Here is a 20,810-nt window from a genome sequence, read left to right on the forward strand (position 1 = left end):
GGCCAGGCCATGTTCCAGTGGATGGTATGGACGACGCCGGTGGCGGTGTTCTTCATCTGCATCGTATTGATGCTGACGGGCATGACAGTGTGGGAACTGAAGTCGCCCACCCGCCTGCGCAAGGGGTTCCTGCCGATTGCCACCACGCGTGGCGACCGGCTGTTCATCGGCTTGATGGCGGCAGCCTGGGTCAACCTGGCGTATGTGGGGTTGGGCGAGCAAATGATGGACTGGTTCACGCTGGATGATCCCCCCACGGTGTGGATCAGCTTCGCGGCATCGATGCTGCTGCTGGTGTGGATCATGCGCAAGGGATAGGCCAGGCAGATAAACCAAGAACGAGCTGTAGCGAACGACCCAGGCCGGCATCTTCCCAGGCCCGGATCCGCAGCGTAGACGGGAAGGTACATCGAGGAGAAAGGTCATGAAATTGCGCAGGCAAGCCGTGGCGGCGGGCATCGCCCTGATCGGGTGGTCAGCCGCCTGGGCCGGAGTGCCCGAGGCCGAGAAGTGGGTGGACTCCGAATTCCAGCCGTCGTCGCTGTCCAAGGACAAGCAGATGGCCGAGATGCAGTGGTTCATCGACGCGGCCGCCAAACTCAAGGCCAAAGGCATCAACGAGATCAATGTGGTCTCGGAAACCATCACCACGCACGAGTACGAGTCCAAGACCCTGGCGCGTGCCTTCACCGAGATCACCGGCATCAAGGTCAACCATGACCTGATCCAGGAAGGCGATGTGGTCGAGAAACTGCAGACGTCGATGCAGTCGGGCAAGTCCATCTATGACGGCTGGATATCCGATTCGGACTTGATCGGCACGCACTATCGGTACGGCGCCATCTTGCCGCTGTCGGACTATATCTCGGGCGCGGGCAAAGACTGGACCAACCCGGACCTGGACCTGAAGGACTTCATCGGCACCAAGTTCACCACCGCGCCCGACGGCAAGCTGTACCAGCTACCCGACCAGCAGTTCGCCAACGTGTACTGGTTCCGGGCCGACTGGTTCGCCCGCCCGGACCTGCGCGAGAAGTTCAAGGCCAAGTATGGCTACGAACTGGGGGTGCCCACCAATTGGTCGGCCTACGAGGACATCGCCGATTTCTTCACCAACGACGTGAAGGAGCTGGACGGCAAGAAAATCTACGGCCACATGGACTACGGCAAGAAAGACCCATCGCTGGGCTGGCGCTTTACCGACGCATGGCTGTCGATGGCGGGTGCGGCCGACAAGGGCCTGCCCAACGGCATGCCGGTAGACGAATGGGGCATCCGCGTGGCCGACGACAAGTGCACGCCGGTGGGGGCCTCGGTCGAGCGGGGCGGGGCCACCAATAGCCCGGCCGCGGTCTACGCGCTGACCAAGTATGTCGACTGGATGAAGAAGTACGCGCCGCCACAAGCCATGGGCATGACGTTCTCGGAATCCGGGCCGGTGCCGGCGCAGGGCCACATCGCGCAGCAGATCTTCTGGTACACCGCCTTCACGGCGGACATGACCAAGAAAGGCCTGCCGGTGGTCAACGAAGACGGAACGCCCAAATGGCGCATGGCTCCGTCGCCCTACGGACCGTACTGGAAAGACGGCATGCAGAACGGCTACCAGGACGTGGGCTCATGGACGTTCTTCAAGTCCACCGACCCCGACCGCATGGCCGGCGCCTGGCTGTACGCGCAGTTCGTCACGTCGAAGACCGTATCGTTGAAGAAATCCATCACCGGGTTGACCTTCATCCGCGACAGCGACATCCATAGCGATTATTTCACCAAGAACGCCAACCGCTATGGCGGCCTGATCGAGTTCTATCGCAGCCCGGCGCGGGTGGCCTGGACGCCCACCGGCAACAATGTGCCCGACTATCCCAAGCTGGCCCAGTTGTGGTGGAAGAACGTGGCCACGGCGGTCACGGGTGAACAGGCGCCGCAGAAGGCCATGGACAACCTGGCCGAAGAGATGGACCGCGTGATGGCCCGCCTGGAACGCGCCGGCATGGCCCAATGCGCGCCCAAGCTCAACAAGAAGAGCGATCCGTCGAAATGGCTGTCCGACCAGCACGCGCCATGGAAGAAGCTGGCCAACGAAAAGCCGCAGGGCCAGACGATTCCGTACGATCAGTTGCTACAGGCCTGGAAGGAGGGGAAGGTGCGCTGATGAGATGAGGCCGCCGGGTGGCCGCACTTGTGCCAGGTGTCAGGCTCCGCAGGTGCCTGACACCCTATGATTGAGACAGCCTTGCCACACAATGGTGTCAGGCACCTGCGGAGCCTGACACCTGGCAAGAAGGCCGCTTCGCAACGCCCCACGCTACGGCGCCGCGCCATCCGGCAGCACGATCTGCGCCGTGCCGGGCAATATCCATTGCGCGCATTCCCGCGTGGCGTCGATACAGCCGCCTTCGGCATAGACGCCCTGGGGATCGCGCCGCCGCAGCATGCGTGCCAGGATCGCCTGCACGGCGGCCGGGTCGGCCAATGTGCGCGCCACCCGGGCTTCGACGATGGCCTCGTCCAGCACCAGCCGGCCTTGCGCATCCCGCCTCGCGCCGTTGCGCCAGTGGAAGATCTCGACGCACTTCGCCGTCAGGGTGTAGGGCTGGTCGCGCTTCCAGAAATTGTTGAATAGTCCGCTGCCCAGGTAGAACACCCAGGAACCCTCGTAGCCTTCCACGTTCGATGAATGGGCATCGGGGTTGCGAAACCACAGGCGGTCGCCGGGCACGTAGTAGCGCGACGGCAGCGGCGCGTCCATCGAGCCGTACTCGCGCAGGAAGACATCGTGGAACTGTCCGGACATGACGGCCCGTGTTTCCCATTGCCGCTGCAGGCTGGCGTACAGCGCCGGATGTGCGTCGCGCAGTTCCAGGGCGATGCCCAGCAGCGTGACATACTCGGTGGCGCGATAGCACGAAAACGAATAAAGCTTGCCCGACGCATCTGGCTGCGTGGCCTTTTGCAGGGCATCGATCAAGGACACGCCCGGCTCGATGGTAAAGCCGCGTGCCTCGTCGTAGCGCCAGTAGCCGGCCGGCCGTTCGGCCTGTTCGGTATCGAAGGCCAGGGCGGTCTTGCGCGCGGCCTGCACGATGTGCTGGCGGATACGCACGGCGCTGTGCATTTCGGCGGCACTGGGAAACGGAAAGGCCACCGGCCCCAACAGCATGGCCAGCAGGATCTCGCGCGCCAGGTCGTCGGCGCGGGCTTCGGTGTCCAGCCCCAGGGCGGCGCACAGCACGGTGGTGTCGCGCTGCGGCGCCAGGGCCAGCAAGGCGGGAGTGGGCTCGAAATGCACCGCGCAGGGGCCGTCGGGCACGGCCTGTACGTAGGGCGCCAAGCCCAAGGTCTGCAGGATGTCGCAGGCGGCCTGGCGTTCGGTCTGCAGTACGCCGGCACTGGGCGCGGCGATGCGGATGCCTTGCCGGCCAGTGGGTTCGGATAGCGGTTGGGGCGAGGGCATGCGTCGGCTCCGTGGACCGGTGCGCGCCCGGCTGGCCGGGAGGCGACGCGCGCCGTCAGGCGCCAGATTCTACCGCTGCGGCGGGGCTTGCGGTACACCCCTGGGCAACAGGCGGGCCAGGGCTTCGGCGTCCATGAAACGGATGTTGTGGCGGGTTGCGTAGTCGAGCGCGGGGGCCGAAGGTGCGCCCAGTGCCACGTAGATGCCTTCGCTGGCACCTGCGCTGGCCCGGGCTGCCTCCAGGCGCTGCAGCGGTTCGACGCCCGTGTGGGCGGCTTTCCAGCGCCGCGCCGTCAGCAAGGCACGGCCACCGCCCGTCCGCGTCACTTCGAAGTCGGCCGCCGCGCCGTTCAGGCGCTTGACCTCGCAGCCGTCACGGCGCAGTGCCGCTTCCAGTACGTCGGCAAAGGCGGCCCAGGGCAGGGCCGCCAGGTCGGTCGCGGTTTGTTCGACACGCGCCGACGATGGCTTGCCGCGCTGTTTCCAGGCGGCGATGCCGGCAATGGCCAGGAAAGGAATCGCCGCAAAGATCGGAAAGGGCGCATAGGCGGGCGGCAGCGCCGCCAGCCCGATGACGATCAGCGCGGCCGCCACCAGCATGCTGATCCACCAGGGGGAACGCAGCAAGATGGCGAACAGCGAGTTCTTGGCCATGAATTTCATGGAATGTTCCTGGGCAGCAAGACGTGAAGTTCAGGGGGCCGGCGTGCCGGACGGCGGCGCGGGCGGTTGCGGAGGCACGGGGCGTACCGCCGGCGTGCCGTCCGGCGTGCGCGCCATCCAGGCGATCAGCGAGGCGCGCATGGCTTCCTCGACCGACATGTCGATCGGCTTGACCCAGTCGACCGGCACGAACACCGTGTAGCCGCCGATCATGTAGCCCATGGGCAAGTACACCGCCACGCGCTCGCCCTGCATGAAGCCCTCGGGCAGGCCCGCCGTGCCGCGCCGGGTGATCAGGCCCACCAGTTCAAGCGGCTGGCCGGGCAGGCGCAGCACTACCACGTGCTGCGTGTCGGTCTTGGCGCTGGGCGAGAAGTAGTCGGCAAAACTCTTCAGCGATGAATAGATGCTCTTGACCACCGGCAGGTTGGTGAAAGGCATCTCGACCAGGTGGAGTATCCGCTGCACGCGTTCTTTCGAGACCAGGTAGCCGATCAGCAGGATTCCCAGGATGCCCAGCACCAGGCCCATGCCGGGTATGTAGAAGTTGCCGATGAACGGGCTGAGCAGGGCCATCGAGACGCGTTCGGTCCAGGCCAGGAATATATACAGCAGATAGAGCGTCAGCGCGATCGGCAGTACGGTAATCAGCCCGCGGAAAAAGTATCGATACAGGCGCGTCATGAGTACGGATCTCCGGTAAGGCGTATTAATGGCTGTTGGTCGGCAGGATCAGGGTTTCCTTGATCTCTTCCATGACCACGTAGCTGCGCGATTCCGCCGACGCCGGCAGGCGTTTCAGGATTTCGCCCAGCAGCCGGCGATATTCATTCATTTCGGTCAGGCGGGCCTTGACCAGGTAGTCGAAGTCGCCCGACACCAGGTGGCATTCCATGACTTCGGGCACGTAGAGCAGTTCCTGCTTGACCTTGTCGAACACGTCGCCCGATTTGGCCGATAGCTTGATTTCCAGGAACACCAGCAAGTTTCGGCCCAGGGCGGCGGGATTGACGCGCGCATGATACCCGGCGATGACGCCTTCGCGCTCCAGGCGCTTGACCCGCTCGGAGCAGGGGGTGGCCGACAGGCTGATGCGCTCGGCCAGGTCGGTGATGGAAATCCGCCCGTCGCGTTGCAGGATGTCGAGGATTTTCAGGTCGATACGATCGAGTTCGCGCATTTCACTCTTGCAGGGCCGCCCGGGCCCACCCCGCCAGTCGAAAAATGGATTGGAACGAGCGATTTTAGTGCTTTTCACTGCCAGACCGCTTCTAGACTATTCCTTTGTTCGTGTGACATGTCTAAAACGGGGAATTCTCATGCACGTCATCGTCCTGGGCAGCGGCGTCATCGGCACCACCACCGCCTATTACCTGGCCCGCCAGGGCGCCAGCGTCACGGTGCTGGATCGCCAGCCCGAGGCGGCCCGCGAGACCAGCTATGCCAATGCCGGGCAGGTCTCGCCAGGCTATTCCACCCCGTGGGCGGCCCCCGGCATCCCCCTGAAGGCGCTGAAGTGGCTGTTCCAGAAAGACGCGCCGCTGGCCATCCGGCCCGACGGCACCTTGTACCAGTTGCGCTGGATGGCCGCCATGCTGGCCAATTGCTCGGCCGGCCGCTACACCGTCAATAAAGAGCGCATGTTGCGGCTGGCCGAATACAGCCGCGACTGCCTGCGCGAACTGCGCGCCGATACCGGCATCCAGTACGAGGCGCGCACCCGCGGCACCCTGCAACTGTTCCGTACCGCGGCCCAGTACGACGCGGCGCAGCGCGATATCAAGGTGCTCGATGCCTGCGGCGTGCCATACGACCTGCTGGATAGCGCCCGCCTGCAGACGGCCGAGCCGGCGCTGGCCCAGACCGCGCACAAACTGGCAGGCGGCTTGCGCCTGCCCAACGATGAAACCGGCGATTGCCACCTGTTCACGCGCCGCCTGGCCGCGCTGGCGGCCGGGCTGGGCGTGCAATTCCGCTATGGCCAGGATGTCGCTGGCCTGCAGGCCAGCGACGGCGAGATCCGCGGCGTGCGCGTCGGCGGCGACATTCTCACCGCCGATCGCTACGTGGCGGCGTTCGGCAGCTACACGCGCGGCTTCCTGGCACCACTGGGCCTGGACCTGCCCGTGTATCCGGTCAAGGGTTATTCGCTGACCATCCCGCTCGCCCAGGCTGACGCCGCGCCGGTGTCGACGGTGCTGGACGAAACCTACAAAGTGGCCGTCACGCGCTTCGACAAGCGCATACGGGTGGGGGGCATGGCTGAGCTGGCCGGTTTCGACTTGCGCCTGAATCCGGCGCGTCGCCGCACCCTTGAACACGTGGTCAACGACCTCTATCCTGGTTGCGGCGATCTTGCGCGGGCCGAGTTCTGGACCGGGCTGCGGCCCATGACGCCCGACAGCACCCCCATTGTCGGCGCCACGCGCTACGTCAACCTGTTTCTCAATACGGGGCATGGCACGCTGGGCTGGACCATGGCCTGCGGGTCGGCCAAGGTCGTGGCCGACCTGGTCATCGGCCAACGGCCCGCCATCCGCGCCGACGACCTGGCCCTGTCGCGCTACCAGGCGTCGCGCGCGCGCCGAACCGGCCCGGCACTGGGCGAGCGCTCGACCGCATAAGTGCGCCGGCCCGCCACCCGATAGATAGTGCCTGCGCCGCAACGGCGGCCAGGGCGCCTTGTGCCACAATCGCGCCATGGCCGCCGTTGCGGCGCAGGCACTATCCGGGTAGCTCGTGATCCATCTCATCCACACCGCCGATTGGCAGATCGGACGGCAGTACGGCCAGTTCGATACCGATGACGCCGCCATGCTGGCCGAGGCCCGCTACGAGGCCGTGGCGCGCATCGCCGCCGTGGCGGCCGAGCGCCGCGCCGATGCGGTGCTGGTGGCTGGCGATGTGTTCGATACGCAAGCGGTGTCCGACCGCAGTATCCGGCGCCTGTTCGATGCGCTGGCGGCCTATGCCGGCCCCTGGGTGCTCATCGCCGGCAACCACGACGCGGCACTGGCCGACAGCGTGTGGTCGCGCGCGCACCAGCTGGGTTGTATTGGCGCCAATGTGCACGTGCCGCTGCGGCCCGGCGTGGTCGACCTGCCTGGACTGAACCTGGCCGTACTGGCTGCGCCCCTGACGCAGCGCCACACCTACGACGACACCACGGCTGTCTTCGACACGCTGGCCACGGCACCGGGCCGCGTGCGTGTCGGCCTGGCCCATGGCAGCGTGGCGGGCCGGCTGCCCGATACCGTCGATTCGGCCAACCCCATTGCCGCCGATCGCGTACAGCGGGCCCGGCTCGAGTACCTGGCGCTGGGCGACTGGCATGGCTGCCTGCAGATCGATGCCCGCACCTGGTATGCCGGCACGCCCGAGCCCGATCGCTTCCGCGCCAATGCGTCGGGCAGCATCCTGGACGTGCGGCTGCCGGGTAACGGCGCCGAACCGGTGGTCGAGACCTTGCCGGTGGCGCGTTATCGGTGGGCGCAATGGGCTCAATCGTTGACGCTGCCTTCGGATGCCGAATCCCTGGCGCATCGCCTGCAGGCCGTGGGCGCCGACGATGTGCTGCGGCTCGAGCTGTCGGGGCAGTTGTCTCTCGAGGCCTGGGACGCGCTGCAAGAGGCCATTGCCCGCGCCGCGGCACGCACGCGCGCGCTGCTGCTCGATACCGCGGACTTGTCGCTGGCGCCCGATTCGCACGACCTGGCTGCCCTGGGCGCAAGCGGCTACGTGGGTGAAGTGGCCGCGCAATTGCAGGCGCTGCAAGACGACCCGGCCCAGGCCGGGGCCGCCCGGCAGGCCCTGCGCCTGCTGGTGCAGTTCCAGCGCGAACGCACGGAATCGCCATGAAGCTGCGTCGTATCGCGCTGGAAGAATTCCGCAAGTTTCGCGCCCCAGTCGTGCTGGACGAACTGGCCGACGGCCTGAACGTGATCGCCGGCCCGAACGAGGCCGGCAAGAGCACTTTCGTGGCTGCCATCCGTGCCGCCTTCCTGGAACGCTACAAGACCACCAAGGTGGCCGGCCTGGCGCCGTGGGGCATGCAGGGCGCCAGGCCCTCGGTCGAGATCGCTTTCGAGCATGGTCAGCATCGCTATTTGCTGCGCAAGACCTTCCTCAGCCGCGCGCGTTGCGAATTGCTGGTCGACGATGGCGCCGAGCGCCACGAGGGCGAGGCAGCCGAGAACGCGCTGGCCAGCCTGCTGGGTTTCGAATTTCCCGCCAAGGGGCACAGCCGACCGGAACACGGCGGCATTCCCGGGCTGCTCTGGACCCAGCAAGGCGAAGGGCAGAACCTGGCCGACCCCGCCGGCCACGCACAAGCGCATCTGCGCGACGCGTTGACGCGCCTGACCGGCGAACTGGCGTCGGCCGACGGCGATTATCTCTACGGGCGGGTCGAGACCGAGCGTGCCGCGCTGCGCGATGCGCGCAGCGGCCGGCCCAAGGGCCCCTACAAAGAGGCCGAAGATGCAAGCCAGCGTGCCGCGCAGGCCGCTGACACGCTGGCCGCGGCCAAGCGGGCGCTGGATGCCGATGTCGATCGCCTGGCCGCGTTGCGCCGCGATTACGACAAAGCCCAGCAAGAACAGCCCTGGCTCGACCTGGAACAGCGCGCGGCGCAGGCGCGGGTACGCCTGTCCGAAATCGGCCGTGAACGCGAGGCGCTGGCGGGCTTGCAGCGCGAGCTGGCGCAAGCCGACGATACGCTGGGCCTGCTGCACGAGCAGGTCGACCGCGATCAGCGCGACAGCGAGGCACTGCGCGACCTGCAAGCCCAGGCAGAAAGCGCCGCCAGCGGCCTGTCGCCGGCCCGCGCCGCGCTGCAACGGGCACTGCAACTGCAGCAGCAGGGTGCCGAGCGCCTGGCGCACTGCCAGGCACAGGTCGCGGCCGCGCAGCAGGCGGCCCAGCGGCACGATTGCGACGAACAACTGGCGCGGCTGGACCGCGAATTGCAGCGTACCGAAGACGCCATCGCCCAGGCCGGGCGATTGGCCCAGCAGATCCACGCACTGCAGCACACGGCAGCCGGCCTGGCGATCGATGCAGGCAGCTTGCGTGCCCTGCGGGATCTGGAACAGCGCATCGTGCAATTGCAGATGCAGCAGCGTGCCGGCGCGACGCGGCTGCACCATCGCCTGGCGGCCGGCCAGCAAGTGGAACTGGATGGCGCAGTGCTGGTGGGCGAGGGCGATGTGCTGCTGGCCGAAGCGGCCGAGCTGCACATCCCGGGCCTCGGATCCTTGCGTATCGAGCCGGGCGGGCAAGACCTGCCCGCCGTGCAGGCCGCACTGCAGGCGGCGCGGACCGAGCGCGAGGCGGTGCTGGCTGGTCTGGGCGTGGCCAGCCTGGCCCAGGCCGAGACGCGCGCCGTCGCCCACGAACAGGCACGCCGCGACCTGGAGATGGCGCACCAGCATTTGCGGATCCAGGCGCCGGAAGGTGCCGAGGCTTTACAGGCGACGCATTCGCAGGCCCAAGCGCGGCGCACGCAGCTTCAGGCGCTGCGCGCCAGCCTGCCCGAAGCGCTCGACCCGCTCGACCTGGCCCAGGCGCAGCAGGGCTTGCGCATGGCTGCCACCGAAGCCGAGCACGCTGCGCAGGGGGTGATCGCCGCCCGTACGGCGCTGGATACGCAGCAGGCGCGGGCGCAGATGCTGCAGGCACAATGGACGGCCCAGCAGGGTGAGTTCATGGCCGCCGGGCGCGCCGAACAGCGCGAGCAGCGTGGCGCCAAGCTGGTCGAGGCGCGGGCCCGCCGCGATACGCTGGCGCAGCGCTTCCAGGTGGCGCAGGCGGCCTTGCAGGCTCACCAGCCGGAACTCATCGAGCAGGATGCGCAGCGCTTCGAACAATCGGCCGTGCTGGCGCGCGAGGTGCAGCAGCGCCGGCATGCGGAACTGCTGCAGTTGCAGGGTAAGCTCGAGCAAGCCCAGGCGCAGGGCGTGGGCGAACAGCTGCTGCAGGCACAGGCCGACGCGCAGCGGCTGGCCCGCCGGCGCGACGAGTTTGCCACGCGGGCACAGGCATTGGACTTGTTATGGCAGTTGCTGGGCGAACGCCGCACCGCCGCGACGCAACGCCTGCTCGACCCGTTGGCGCGCCGCCTGCAGCATTATGTGGGCCTGCTGTTTCCGGGGGCACAGTGGCGCCTGGACGATGCGCTGATGCCCGCGGCCCTGGCGCGCGGCAATGGCGACGACGCGATCGAGGCGCTCAGTTTCGGCACCCGCGAACAACTGGGTGTGCTGGCGCGGCTGGCCTATGCCGACCTGCTGCAACAGGCCGGCCGCCCGACCTTGCTGGTACTCGATGACACGCTGGTGCACGCGGATGAGGGCCGGCGCGAGTTGATGAAGCGCGCCCTGTATGACGCGGCGTCGCGCCATCAGGTGCTGCTGTTCACCTGCCATGCCGACGCCTGGCAAGACATGGGGGTAGGGGTACGGGGCGTGCCTGGGCGGTCTTGAGGGAAGTTTTTTTGGTCAAATCGGGGCTCTTGAGTGCCTGTCGCCATAGTGAGGCGGCATGAAGGCGCGCTATTGCGCCGTGCGAACCTTACAAGAATCTGATATTTTTCGGGGTGGATTCCTGGCCGGCTCTGTCGACGCCCTGGCGCCGCGGTCGCGGCGTCGCTGCAACGGCGCGCCAAGTCAGGCTTCCGAGTAACGTCATCCCGGCTTTATGCTTGCCTCAATTCCACGAGACAAGTTGCCGGCCCTCCCGGAACGCCATGTCGCTGATTCTTATCCTCGCTCTGCCGTTTATCGGCAGCCTGTGCGCCGCGCTGCTGCCGTCCAACGCCCGCAATGCCGAGGCCTGGCTGGCCGGCCTTACCGCGCTGGCATGCACCCTGTTGGTCGCCAGCCTGTATCCGCAGGTCGCCGATGGTGGTGTCATTCGGGCCGACCTGGCGTGGGCGCCCGCATTGGGCCTGCAATTCACCCTGCGCATGGACGGCTTTGCCTGGCTGTTCGCATTGATCGTCTCCGGCATGGGGGCGCTGGTGGTGCTGTACGCGCGGTACTACATGTCTCCCGAAGACCCGGTGCCGCGCTTTTTCTCGTTCTTCCAGGCATTCATGGCCGCCATGCTGGGCGTGGTGCTGTCGGGCAATCTCATCCAGCTCGTACTGTTCTGGGAAATGACCAGCCTGGCCTCGTTCATGCTGATTGCCTATTGGCATCACCGGCTCGACGCCAAGCGGGGCGCGCGCATGGCGCTTACCGTCACCGGCGCGGGCGGCCTGTGCCTGCTGGCCGGGGTGCTCATCCTGGGCCATATTGTCGGCAGCTACGACCTCGATCGCGTGCTGGCGTCCGGCGACCTGGTGCGGGCCGACCCCTGGTACCCCGCGGTAGTGATCCTGGTGGCGCTGGGTGCGCTCACCAAAAGCGCGCAATTCCCTTTCCAGTTCTGGCTGCCCAATGCCATGGCGGCGCCCACGCCGGTGTCGGCTTATCTGCATTCCGCCACCATGGTGAAGGCGGGCGTGTTCCTGCTGGCCCGTTTCTGGCCGGTACTGGCGGGTACCGAAGAATGGTTCTGGATCATTGGCGGGGCAGGGCTGTGCTCGCTGGTGCTGGGAGCGTACGCGGCAATCTTCCAGCAGGACATGAAAGGCGTGCTGGCGTATTCCACCATCAGCCACCTGGGCCTGATCACGCTGCTGCTGGGCATGAACAGCCCGTTGGGGCTGGTGGCCGCCATCTTCCACATGGTCAACCATGCCACCTTCAAGGCGTCGCTGTTCATGGCGGCGGGCATCGTCGACCACGAAACCGGTACGCGCGACCTGGGTCGCCTCAGCGGGCTGCGGCGGGCCATGCCCATCACTGCCACGCTGGCCACGGTGGCGGCGGCGGCCATGGCCGGGGTGCCGCTGCTCAACGGCTTCATCTCGAAGGAAATGTTCTTTGCCGAGACCACCTTCGTCAGCGGCGATCCCGTCATCCAGTATGGGCTGCCGGCCATGGCCATACTGGCCAGCGCATTCAGCGTGGCGTATTCGCTGCGCTTCATCGCGCAGGTCTTCTTCGGCCCGCCCGCCCAGGACCTGCCGCGCGCGCCGCACGAGCCGCCGCGCTGGATGCTGGTGCCCAGCGCGCTGCTGGTACTGACCTGCCTGGTGGTGGGCGTCATTCCCGGCATTACCGTCGGCCCGTTCTTGCATACCGCGGCCTATAGCGTGCTGGGCCCCACCATGCCCGCCTACAGCCTGTCGGTATGGCACGGGCTGAACCTGCCGCTGGTCATGAGCTTCGCGGCCATGATCGCGGGCATATTGCTGTACCTGGGGCTGCGGGCGCGCCAGCGCGCGCTGCCGGGCCGGGTGCCGTTCATCTATGGCATGGACGGCCGGCGCTCGTTCGAGTTTCTGCTCGACTATTCCAGCGTGGCGGCCAGCTGGCTGCTAAGCCGCATCGCCTCGCCGCGCCTGCAGGTGCAGATGGTGCTGATCGTGGTCGGCGCGCTGCTGGTGGCCTGGCTGCCCTTGCACCACGGCCGCTGGAACGATGCCCCGGCTGGCATCACGACACTGGACCCGGCCTTTGCCGTGCTCTGGATCGTGGGCGGCATCTGTGCAATAGGCACGGCTTTCCAGGCCAAATACCACCGCCTGGCGGCGCTGATCATGGCCGGCGGGGCGGGCCTGGCCACCTGCCTGACGTTCGTCTGGTTCTCTGCCCCCGACCTTGCACTGACGCAGTTGGCCGTCGAGGTGGTCACCGTAGTGCTGTTGCTGTCGGGCCTGCGCTGGCTGCCGCGCCGCATCGAACGCAGCATCGAAGGCCAGCGGCACGAGACGCGCGCGCGCCTGCGCCGCACGCGCGACGTCATCATTGCGGCTGTCGCGGGCACCTCGATGGCAGCCTTGGCCTACGCCATGCTGACGCGCTCGCCGCAGCAGACCATCTCGTCTTTCTTTGTCGACCAGGCTTTGCCCGAAGGCGGCGGCACCAACATCGTCAATGTGATCCTGGTCGACTTCCGCGGCTTCGACACCTTGGGCGAGATTACCGTGGTCGGCATCGTCGCGCTGACGGTGTACGCCTTGCTTCGGCGCTTTCGGCCGGCCCCCGAAAGCGCCGATCTGCCGCACCAGCAGCGCGACCAGGCCAGCGCGCCGACCGTGGCGCCGGACATCCAGGCGTTACTGCCGGACGACGCCATGGCACTGCCGGCCGTGCTGGTGCGCCTGGTGCTGCCCATCGCGGCCATGGTATCGGCCTACCTGTTGCTGCGCGGCCATAACCTGCCAGGTGGCGGCTTCGTCGGCGGCCTGGTGATGGCTACGGCGGTCATCCTGCAATACATGGTGGGCGGCGTCTATTGGGTTGAATCGCGCAGCCGGCTCAATCCTCAGCACTGGATCGGGCTGGGCTTGCTGCTGGCCGGCCTTACCGCCGCCTCGGCCTGGCTGGGCATGCGGCCGTTCCTGTCGGCGCTGGCCTGGGATATCCCGGTGCCCCTGATCGGGCACATCCATCTTTCCAGCGTGCTGTTTTTCGACATAGGTGTCTATATGCTGGTCGTCGGGGGTACGTTGCTGATATTGGTCGCGCTGGCTCACCAATCGCTGCGCGCGCAACGCAAGGCGGCCGCCGAAGTCCAGGCGGCCACGCAATCCGGGAGTGCTGCCTGATGGAATTGATATACGCCGCGGCAATCGGCGTGCTGGCGGGATCCGGCGTATGGCTCATCATGCGCCCGCGTACCTTCCAGGTCATCATGGGCCTGACGCTGGTCTCGTATGCCGTCAACCTGTTCATTTTCGGCATGGGCCGCCTGACGGTGGGCCTTCCGCCGGTCATCGATCCCGCCGTTGCCCCCGATCCGGCCGCGATGGCCGACCCGCTGCCCCAGGCCCTGGTGCTGACGGCGATCGTCATCGGTTTCGCCACCACCGCGCTGTTCCTGGTGGTGCTGCTGGCTTCGCGGGGGCTGACGGGTACTGACCACGTCGATGGCAGGGAGTCGGAATCTTGATCGATTGGCTGCAACACGCTCCCATTTATCCCATCGCGGTACCGTTGATCGCCGGCGCAGCGATGCTGCTGCTGGCCGATACCAGCCGCGGCCTGCGCGCCGGTATCGCGGTGGCCTCGGGGCTGGTCCAGCTGGCCGCCGCCATTGCCTTGCTGGCCCTGGCGGCCGGGGCAGGGGGCCATTGGCCCACCGGCGTCGGCGTCTACCTGCCGGGCGACTGGCCGGCGCCGTTCGGTATCGTGCTGGTGGTCGATCGGCTGTCGGCCATCATGCTGGCGCTCAACGCCGTGCTGGGGCTGGCGGCGCTCATCTATGCCCTGGCGCGCTGGGACCGCCTGGGCGTGCATTTCCACCCGCTGTTCCAGTTCCTGCTCATGGGCCTCAACGGCGCCTTCCTGACCGGCGACCTGTTCAACCTGTTCGTGTTCTTCGAAGTGCTGCTGGCCGCCTCTTATGGGCTGATGCTGCACGGGTCGGGCGTCGCGCGGGTCAGCGCGGGCCTGCACTACATCGTGGTCAACCTGGTGGCTTCGTTCCTGCTGCTGATCAGCATCGCGCTCATCTACGGCGTCACCGGTACGCTGAACCTGGCCGACCTGGCGGTGCGTGCGGGTACGCTCCACGGCAGCGAGCGGCTGTTGTTCGAGGCCGGGGCGGCAGTGCTGGGCCTGGCCTTCCTGGTCAAGGCCGGGGCCTGGCCGCTGAACTTCTGGCTGGTGCGCGGCTACAGCTCGGCCAGCGCGCCTGTGGCGGCCGTGTTCTCCATCATGACCAAGGTCGGCATCTATGCCTTGCTGCGCATCGGGTCGCTGCTGCTGCCCACGGGCGCGCCGGCGGCGTTCAGCCTGGACTGGATGTTCGCCGCCGGGCTGGCGACGCTGGTCTTCGGCGCCATCGGCTTGCTGGCCACCCAGCAGCTCGAGCAAATGGTCGGGTACTGCGTCATCATCTCGGCCGGCACGCTGCTGACCGCGCTGGGCATGCCCGGGGTCACCTTGACCGGGCCGGCGCTGTTCTACCTGCTCAGCTCGGTGCTGACCACCGGCGCTTTCTTCCTGCTGGTCGAACTGGTCGAGCGCACGCGCACGTTCGGTGCCAACGTGCTGGCGGTCACGATGGATATGTTCGACCTCGACGATCCCGAGACCCCCAATCGTTCCGACGACGTGGTGGGCGTGGCCATTCCGGCCGCCATGGCTTTCCTGGGGCTGGCTTTCGTGTCCTGCGCACTGCTGGTTACCGGCTTGCCGCCCCTGTCGGGCTTCGTGGCCAAGTTCTCGCTGCTGTCGGCCGCGGTCAGCGCGGCCAATGCGTCCTCGCAGCCGGCCGACGCCTGGATCCTGGTCGCGGCGGTATTGGTGTCGGGCCTGGCGGGCATCGTGGCATTCGGCCGGGTCGGCATGCGCATCTTCTGGAGCGCCGACGAACGCAGCACGCCGCGTTTGCGCATCAGCGAAGCGGGCCCCGTGGCCGTGCTGATCCTGTTGTGCGTGGGCCTGGCCGCCGGCGCGGGGCCCGTATCGGCCTACCTCGACGAAGCGGCGCGCGTGCTCGACCAGCCGGCGCTGTATATCGACGCTGTGCTGTCGGCCGACACGGTGCGTAGCCTGGAGGGCCAGTGATGCGGCGCTGGTACAAACTCCTGCTGCCGGCCATGCTGCTGCTGCTTTGGCTGTTGCTGAACGAGTCGTTCTCGGCGGGCCAGGTGGCGCTGGGCATCGCCCTGGCCCTGTGGCTGGGCTTTGCATCGAGCCGCTTGCGGCCATTACGCAGCCGGCCGCACAAGCTGTGGCTGGTGCCTGGCCTGGCCTGGCGCGTAACGGTCGATGTGGTGCGTTCGAACATCGCGGTGGGCAAGCTGATCCTGGACCCCCGGCGCGAGTTTTCCCCCGGCTATGTGCACATTCCGCTCGAACTGCGTGATCCGCATGGACGGGCGCTGCTGGGCTGCATCCTGACCTACACGCCCGGTACGGTGTGGGTGGATGTGTCCGACGACATACTGACGCTGCATGTGCTCGACCTGGAAAACGAACAGGCCTGGATCGACCTGATCAAGCAGCGCTACGAGCACACCCTGAAGGAGATCTTCGAATGAATCTCGTCCTGTACTGGGCTGCATCGTTCGCCTTGCTGTGCTTCGTGCTGGGCATGGCCTGCGCCACTGTGCGGCTGGTGCGCGGGCCCACCGCGCAAGATCGGGTGCTGGCGCTCGATGCCCTCTATATCAATGGCATGCTGGCCGTGCTGACCTTCGGTGTGCGGTCGGGCACGCCGGTGTACTTCGACGTGGCCCTGCTGATCGCCTTGTTCGGATTCGTGGGCGCTACGGCCATGGCCAAGTTCCTGCTGCGCGGCGAGGTGATCGAACCATGAACGTCGACATCCCCCTGTGGGCCAGCATCCCGGCCAGCATCCTGCTGGTGATGGGGGGCTTGCTGGCCTTGATCGGCTCGGCGGGCCTGCTGCGCTTCAACAATTTCCATTGCCGCATCCATGCCCCCACATTGGGCAACACCATGGGAGCCGGCTGCGTGCTGCTGGCTTCGATCTTGATATTTTCGGCGCTGCAGCAGCGGCCGGTGGTGCACGAGATCCTGATCACGCTGCTGCTGCTGATATCTTCGCCTGTTACGGCCATGCTGCTGATGCGCGCAGCGGTCTATCGCGGCCGACGCAAACGCGGTGAATCGTATCCGACCGCTACGTCACCCCGTACCCGTAACGGTCGGACGGATTTGTAACATCTGCATTCCCAATCGCAGGCGGCTTTCCCGTAACGTAAAAAGACCGCCGCGCCTGGCGCGGTAGAAGCTTTAGGAGCGGAATATGAACATGCGACGTATGCAGAAACTGTACTGCGCCCTGATCCTGGGCGCAGCGGGCGTGACCGGTGCGACGGTTGCCCAGGCAGCCGGCACGACGACGTCCGGCTCCGTCCAGTCCCAGTACGAACTCGACGTCCAGCGGTGCAATACCGGCCAGACCAACCAGGACCGGGCCACTTGCCTGCAGGAAGCCGGCGCGGCGCGTGAAGAAGCCGCGCGCAAGCGTCTGGATAATGGTCAGTCGGCCAACTACGGCACCAACGCCACGGCGCGTTGCAACAACCTGCCGCAGACCCAGCGCCAGGATTGCATGCGCCAGATGTCGGCCCCCAGCAGTGTGAAGGGCAGCGTCGAAGGCGGTGGTGTGCTGCGCGAAACCGTGATCCCGGTGCCGGCCCAGTCTCCCGGCGCCGCGCCGGGCACGATGACGCAGCCCCCAGGCGCCGCGCCGGGCACGACGGTCCCTCCCGCGGTACCGGGCACGGCCGCGCCTGCCCCCGTGCCGGGGGCGGTGCCGGGCACCCCCATGCCGGGTACGCCCGCCACGCCGGTGCCCGTGCGGTAAGGCGGCAGGGGCAGGGCGGCGGCCGCGGCACCGCCCGCGGCCGCAATCAGGCAAAATGTCGCCTATTGCCGACTTTCCGCCGTACTCATGTCCGACGTCATCGCCCTGATATTCGATTTCGACGACACGCTGGCCCCCGACAGCACGTCCGGCTTCCTCGAGAGCCTGGGGGTGGATACGGCTGCGTTCTGGAAAGACAAGGTGGGCCCGCTGCTGGCCGACCAAGACTGGGATCCGGTGCCGGCCTACCTGTACCAGATGATCGAGCTGTCACGCAGCGGTACTAACGGACTGATCACGCAGCAACGGCTGGCGCAATGGGGCGCCGGCCTGCCGCTGCACGATGGCGTGCCCACGCTGTTCCAGCGCCTGCGCGCGGCGGTGCGTGCCGAGCATCCGCAAGTCCAGCTCGAGTTCTACCTGATCTCCAGCGGCATCGGCGACGTCGTGCGCGCGACGCCCATTGCGCACGAATTCACCGAAATCTGGGCGTCCGAATTCGTCTACGGCCCGGATGGCGGCATCGAATTCCCGCGGCGGCTGGTCAGCTTCACCGACAAGACCCGCTACCTGTTCCATATCCAGAAAGGCATCATCGGGCGCGAGTTCCGCAACAAGCCTTTCGAGGTCAACCGCAAGATCCCCGAAGATCGCTTGCGCGTGCCGTTCGACCAGATGGTCTTCGTGGGCGACGGCTATACCGACATTCCGTGCTTCTCGCTGATCCGCCGCGCCGGCGGCTTTGCTTTCGGCGTATGGGACCCCAAACATCGCGACAAGCGCAGCCGGGCCTGGGGGTTTATCGAAGAAGGCCGCGTGTCCAACCTGAACCAGGCCCGCTACGACGAACACGCCGAGCTGTATCAATGGCTGGAAGAGGCCGTCACCAGCCTGGCCGGCCGCATCACCCTGAAATCGCGGGTGTACCGTGGCTGATGCCGGCCTGGCGCCCTTGCCAGCCGACCCGCAGCCTGGCGACATCAACTGGATGGCATTGGCGCTGCAGCAAGCCGAAACCGCCCGGCAGGCCGGTGAAGTGCCAGTGGGGGCCGTGGTGGTCGACGCACAAGGCCAGGTGCTGGGCACGGGCTACAACCGCACCATTACCGACCACGATCCCACCGCACACGCCGAGATCGTGGCCTTGCGCGCCGCCGCGCGGCATTTGCACAATTACCGGCTGCCGGGCCTCAGCCTGTATGTCACGCTGGAACCCTGCGTCATGTGCATAGGCGCCATGCTGCACGCCCGGCTGGCGCGCGTGGTCTACGGTGCCTCCGACCCCAAGACCGGCGCGTGCGGCAGCGTGCTCGACGTGGGCGCGGTCGTGCGGCTGAATCATCACACCACCATCACCGGCGGCGTGCTGGCCGAACCGTGCGGCGACCTGCTGCGCCGGTTCTTCCGCGAGCGCCGCACCAAGGAATCCCTTTCATGAGCACCCCCCATCGCCCGGCATATGGGCAGCATGGACATGTCTGCGCCGAAGATTGCGGCCACGATCACGACCACGTGCCCGCCGCCAGCGGCATCTACCTGATTTCGCCATCTTCGGCCGTGCGCGATCCGGCCGCGGTGGCGCGTGCCTGCCAGCGCCTGGCCGAACAGGGTTTCAAGACCGCCGTAGACCGCGCCGCGCTGGCCGTGCATCAGCGTTTCGCCGGTACTGAAAAGCAGCGTCTTGCCGGCCTGGCGCGCGCCACAGGCCAGAAGCATCCCATCGTCATGGTCACGCGCGGCGGTTATGGCCTCAGTCGCCTGCTGCCCGGCATCGATTGGCGCGCCATGGCCGACAGTGGCAAGCGCTTCGTGGGCATGAGCGACTTCACGGCGTTCAACCTGGCGCTGCTGGCGCAGACCGGAGCGGTCAGCTATTCGGGGGCAACCGCGGTGGCCGATTTCGGCGGCAAGCAGGTCGACGACCTGACCGCGGCGCTGTTCGGCGAACTGATGCGCGGCGAGCTCGAGATCCTGAGTTTCGAAACGCAGGACGCCGATCCGGTGGACTGCCGCGGCATCTTGTGGGGCGGCAACCTGGCCACGCTGGTATCGCTGCTGGGTACGCCGTACATGCCGCGCATACGCGGCGGCATCCTGTTCCTGGAAGATGTGGCCGAACACCCGTATCGCGTCGAACGCATGCTGGCGCAGTTGTGGCAGGCCGGCATCCTGCAGCGCCAGAAAGCCATCGTGCTGGGCTATTTCACCAATTACCGCCTGGCGCCGCACGATGCGGGCTATGACATGCCCGAAGTCCTGAAGTGGCTGCGGCGCACCGTCAAGGTGCCCGTGGTCACGGGGCTGCCGTACGGACACATCGACACCAAGGCTACCCTGCCCATCGGGAAGAAAGTCGGCCTGGCCACCGAGCCGGGCATGGCGCACCTGGTCATCGACGAACACCATCATTGAGCGATGCGGCGGGGCCTGCCACACAAGGTGCCAGGCCCCGCCGGCGGCTCGACCCGCCTTATTCCTGCGCTGGCGGCACCCAGCGCGGCGCGCGCTTTTCCAGGAAGGCCGCGACACCTTCCTGGCCGTCATCGGTGGCCCGTTGGGCCGCCAGCCGTGCCGCGGTGTCTTCCAGTACCGCGGCATCGATCGGGCGGCCCGACAGGTCGCGGATCAGGCGCTTCGATTCGGCCAGCGCGTGCGGCGACGCCAGCATGAAACTGCCCAGCAGCGCATTGATATGGGTGTCCAGCTCGTCGGCTTCGCACAGCTCGTGCACCAGCCCCATGCGCCAGGCCTCTGCCGCATCGAATACTTCGGCGCTCAGGAACCAGCGGCTGGCCGCGCGTGCACCGATGGCGCGCAAGACGTAGGGCGAGATCATCGCCGGTATCAGCCCCAGCCGGGTTTCCGTCAAGGCAAAGCGCGCCTCGCGGGCAGCCACTGCAATGTCGCAGGCCGTGACCAGGCCCATGCCGCCCGCCATGCAGGGGCCATGCACCCGCGCAATGGTGGGTTTGGGGCAGGTATGGATAGTGTGCAGCAGCGTGGTCATGGCAAGGGCGTCGGCGCGGTTGTCGGCCTCGCTGGCCGTCGCGCTGCGGCGCATGGCGTTGAGGTCGGCACCGGCGCAGAAGGCCTTGCCACGTCCGGCCAGCACAATGGCGCGCACCTCGTTGTCATCGCCCAGCGTCATGAATGTCTCGGTCAGCTCGGCGATCAGGCGCGCATCCAGTGCGTTGCGCACGTCGGGCCTGGCCAGCCAGACCACGGCGGTCTGGGGCCCGTACGCAACTTCCAGCGTTTGCAGCATATGCGGGTTTCCTTCAATAGCGGATGAGTG

The 20,810-nt window shown here is 66.9% G+C and carries 20 protein-coding genes; 15 read left to right on the forward strand and 5 right to left on the reverse strand.

The window, feature by feature from the left end; genetic code table 11:
* Window positions 1-9 precede the first annotated feature (9 nt).
* Together KW845_RS23175 and KW845_RS23180 are read left to right on the forward strand one after the other, a co-directional pair.
* Window positions 10-318, forward strand: a complete 309-nt coding sequence (locus KW845_RS23175) for a DUF2160 domain-containing protein (RefSeq protein ID WP_218371721.1) — start codon at window positions 10-12, stop codon at window positions 316-318.
* A gap of 106 nt (window positions 319-424) precedes the next feature.
* The gene (locus tag KW845_RS23180; RefSeq protein ID WP_218371722.1) at window positions 425-2,155 is read left to right on the forward strand and encodes an ABC transporter substrate-binding protein; all 1,731 of its coding nucleotides are present in this window, start codon (window positions 425-427) and stop codon (window positions 2,153-2,155) included.
* 153 nt (window positions 2,156-2,308) lie between these two features.
* Here KW845_RS23180 and KW845_RS23185 read toward each other — a convergent pair whose 3' ends face one another.
* The 4 genes from KW845_RS23185 to KW845_RS23200 form a co-directional block, all read right to left on the reverse strand.
* Entirely contained in the window at window positions 2,309-3,457 is a 1,149-nt protein-coding gene (locus KW845_RS23185; RefSeq protein ID WP_255592880.1) for a hypothetical protein, read from the reverse strand.
* Window positions 3,458-3,526: 69 nt separating this feature from the next.
* A complete protein-coding gene (locus KW845_RS23190) occupies window positions 3,527-4,120 on the reverse strand; it encodes a restriction endonuclease (protein ID WP_218371723.1) in 594 nt (197 codons plus the stop codon).
* Window positions 4,121-4,150: 30 nt separating this feature from the next.
* Window positions 4,151-4,804 (reverse strand): DUF502 domain-containing protein, encoded by a 654-nt coding sequence (locus tag KW845_RS23195; RefSeq protein WP_218371724.1) that lies wholly within the window; start codon window positions 4,802-4,804, stop codon window positions 4,151-4,153.
* A gap of 25 nt (window positions 4,805-4,829) precedes the next feature.
* On the reverse strand, window positions 4,830-5,300 hold the full coding sequence (locus KW845_RS23200; RefSeq protein WP_218371725.1) for a winged helix-turn-helix transcriptional regulator: 471 nt from the start codon (window positions 5,298-5,300) through the stop codon (window positions 4,830-4,832).
* 139 nt (window positions 5,301-5,439) lie between these two features.
* Between KW845_RS23200 and KW845_RS23205 the strand changes: the two genes are divergently transcribed.
* The 13 genes from KW845_RS23205 to KW845_RS23265 all read left to right on the forward strand — a co-directional run bounded on the left by KW845_RS23205 (window position 5,440) and on the right by KW845_RS23265 (window position 19,927).
* The gene (locus KW845_RS23205) at window positions 5,440-6,744 is read left to right on the forward strand and encodes a D-amino acid dehydrogenase (protein ID WP_218371726.1); all 1,305 of its coding nucleotides are present in this window, start codon (window positions 5,440-5,442) and stop codon (window positions 6,742-6,744) included.
* Window positions 6,745-6,859: 115 nt separating this feature from the next.
* Window positions 6,860-7,978 (forward strand): metallophosphoesterase, encoded by a 1,119-nt coding sequence (locus tag KW845_RS23210; protein ID WP_218371727.1) that lies wholly within the window; start codon window positions 6,860-6,862, stop codon window positions 7,976-7,978.
* A complete protein-coding gene (locus KW845_RS23215) occupies window positions 7,975-10,602 on the forward strand; it encodes an AAA family ATPase (protein WP_218371728.1) in 2,628 nt (875 codons plus the stop codon). Before KW845_RS23210 ends, KW845_RS23215 begins: the two co-directional genes overlap by 4 nt.
* A gap of 263 nt (window positions 10,603-10,865) precedes the next feature.
* Window positions 10,866-13,778 carry a monovalent cation/H+ antiporter subunit A gene (locus KW845_RS23220; RefSeq protein ID WP_218371729.1) on the forward strand — a complete coding sequence of 971 codons (2,913 nt, stop codon included), beginning with the start codon at window positions 10,866-10,868 and terminating at the stop codon, window positions 13,776-13,778.
* Window positions 13,778-14,122, forward strand: a complete 345-nt coding sequence (locus KW845_RS23225; RefSeq protein WP_218371730.1) for a Na+/H+ antiporter subunit C — start codon at window positions 13,778-13,780, stop codon at window positions 14,120-14,122. The genes KW845_RS23220 and KW845_RS23225 overlap by 1 nt, the downstream gene beginning before the upstream one ends.
* A complete protein-coding gene (locus KW845_RS23230) occupies window positions 14,119-15,744 on the forward strand; it encodes a monovalent cation/H+ antiporter subunit D (RefSeq protein WP_218371731.1) in 1,626 nt (541 codons plus the stop codon). Before KW845_RS23225 ends, KW845_RS23230 begins: the two co-directional genes overlap by 4 nt.
* Window positions 15,744-16,220: a Na+/H+ antiporter subunit E gene (locus KW845_RS23235; RefSeq protein ID WP_218371732.1), complete on the forward strand. Its 477-nt coding sequence runs from the start codon at window positions 15,744-15,746 to the stop codon at window positions 16,218-16,220. The genes KW845_RS23230 and KW845_RS23235 overlap by 1 nt, the downstream gene beginning before the upstream one ends.
* Complete coding sequence (locus KW845_RS23240) at window positions 16,217-16,498, forward strand: K+/H+ antiporter subunit F (protein WP_218371733.1); 282 nt, start codon at window positions 16,217-16,219, stop codon at window positions 16,496-16,498. The genes KW845_RS23235 and KW845_RS23240 overlap by 4 nt, the downstream gene beginning before the upstream one ends.
* Entirely contained in the window at window positions 16,495-16,866 is a 372-nt protein-coding gene (gene mnhG, locus KW845_RS23245; RefSeq protein ID WP_218371734.1) for a monovalent cation/H(+) antiporter subunit G, read from the forward strand. The genes KW845_RS23240 and mnhG overlap by 4 nt, the downstream gene beginning before the upstream one ends.
* Window positions 16,867-16,951: 85 nt before the next feature.
* A complete protein-coding gene (locus KW845_RS23250) occupies window positions 16,952-17,515 on the forward strand; it encodes a hypothetical protein (RefSeq protein WP_218371735.1) in 564 nt (187 codons plus the stop codon).
* An 87-nt stretch (window positions 17,516-17,602) separates the two neighbouring features.
* Window positions 17,603-18,451 carry an HAD family hydrolase gene (locus tag KW845_RS23255; protein ID WP_218371736.1) on the forward strand — a complete coding sequence of 283 codons (849 nt, stop codon included), beginning with the start codon at window positions 17,603-17,605 and terminating at the stop codon, window positions 18,449-18,451.
* Window positions 18,452-18,503: 52 nt separating this feature from the next.
* Window positions 18,504-18,953, forward strand: a complete 450-nt coding sequence (gene tadA, locus KW845_RS23260; protein WP_218372146.1) for a tRNA adenosine(34) deaminase TadA — start codon at window positions 18,504-18,506, stop codon at window positions 18,951-18,953.
* Entirely contained in the window at window positions 18,950-19,927 is a 978-nt protein-coding gene (locus KW845_RS23265; RefSeq protein WP_218371737.1) for an LD-carboxypeptidase, read from the forward strand. The genes tadA and KW845_RS23265 overlap by 4 nt, the downstream gene beginning before the upstream one ends.
* Before the next feature lie 58 nt (window positions 19,928-19,985).
* On the opposite strand, the gene KW845_RS23270 is transcribed toward KW845_RS23265, so the two are convergent.
* Complete coding sequence (locus KW845_RS23270) at window positions 19,986-20,780, reverse strand: enoyl-CoA hydratase/isomerase family protein (RefSeq protein WP_218371738.1); 795 nt, start codon at window positions 20,778-20,780, stop codon at window positions 19,986-19,988.
* Window positions 20,781-20,810 lie beyond the last annotated feature (30 nt).

It is taken from the genome of Bordetella sp. BOR01 (assembly GCF_019218885.1).
Classification (GTDB): Bacteria; Pseudomonadota; Gammaproteobacteria; order Burkholderiales; family Burkholderiaceae_B; genus Bordetella_A.

Coding starts and splice junctions, on each gene's coding strand:
- KW845_RS23255 (WP_218371736.1), top strand. CDS start 17,603: ATGTCCGACGTCATCGCCCTGATATTCGATTTCGACGACACGCTGGCC.
- KW845_RS23190 (WP_218371723.1), bottom strand. CDS start 4,120: ATGAAATTCATGGCCAAGAACTCGCTGTTCGCCATCTTGCTGCGTTCC.
- tadA (WP_218372146.1), top strand. CDS start 18,504: ATGGCATTGGCGCTGCAGCAAGCCGAAACCGCCCGGCAGGCCGGTGAA.
- KW845_RS23250 (WP_218371735.1), top strand. CDS start 16,952: ATGAACATGCGACGTATGCAGAAACTGTACTGCGCCCTGATCCTGGGC.
- KW845_RS23205 (WP_218371726.1), top strand. CDS start 5,440: ATGCACGTCATCGTCCTGGGCAGCGGCGTCATCGGCACCACCACCGCC.
- KW845_RS23265 (WP_218371737.1), top strand. CDS start 18,950: ATGAGCACCCCCCATCGCCCGGCATATGGGCAGCATGGACATGTCTGC.
- KW845_RS23195 (WP_218371724.1), bottom strand. CDS start 4,804: ATGACGCGCCTGTATCGATACTTTTTCCGCGGGCTGATTACCGTACTG.
- KW845_RS23270 (WP_218371738.1), bottom strand. CDS start 20,780: ATGCTGCAAACGCTGGAAGTTGCGTACGGGCCCCAGACCGCCGTGGTC.
- KW845_RS23240 (WP_218371733.1), top strand. CDS start 16,217: ATGAATCTCGTCCTGTACTGGGCTGCATCGTTCGCCTTGCTGTGCTTC.
- KW845_RS23185 (WP_255592880.1), bottom strand. CDS start 3,457: ATGCCCTCGCCCCAACCGCTATCCGAACCCACTGGCCGGCAAGGCATC.
- KW845_RS23215 (WP_218371728.1), top strand. CDS start 7,975: ATGAAGCTGCGTCGTATCGCGCTGGAAGAATTCCGCAAGTTTCGCGCC.
- KW845_RS23180 (WP_218371722.1), top strand. CDS start 425: ATGAAATTGCGCAGGCAAGCCGTGGCGGCGGGCATCGCCCTGATCGGG.
- KW845_RS23175 (WP_218371721.1), top strand. CDS start 10: ATGTTCCAGTGGATGGTATGGACGACGCCGGTGGCGGTGTTCTTCATC.
- KW845_RS23200 (WP_218371725.1), bottom strand. CDS start 5,300: ATGCGCGAACTCGATCGTATCGACCTGAAAATCCTCGACATCCTGCAA.
- KW845_RS23235 (WP_218371732.1), top strand. CDS start 15,744: ATGCGGCGCTGGTACAAACTCCTGCTGCCGGCCATGCTGCTGCTGCTT.
- KW845_RS23225 (WP_218371730.1), top strand. CDS start 13,778: ATGGAATTGATATACGCCGCGGCAATCGGCGTGCTGGCGGGATCCGGC.
- KW845_RS23220 (WP_218371729.1), top strand. CDS start 10,866: ATGTCGCTGATTCTTATCCTCGCTCTGCCGTTTATCGGCAGCCTGTGC.
- mnhG (WP_218371734.1), top strand. CDS start 16,495: ATGAACGTCGACATCCCCCTGTGGGCCAGCATCCCGGCCAGCATCCTG.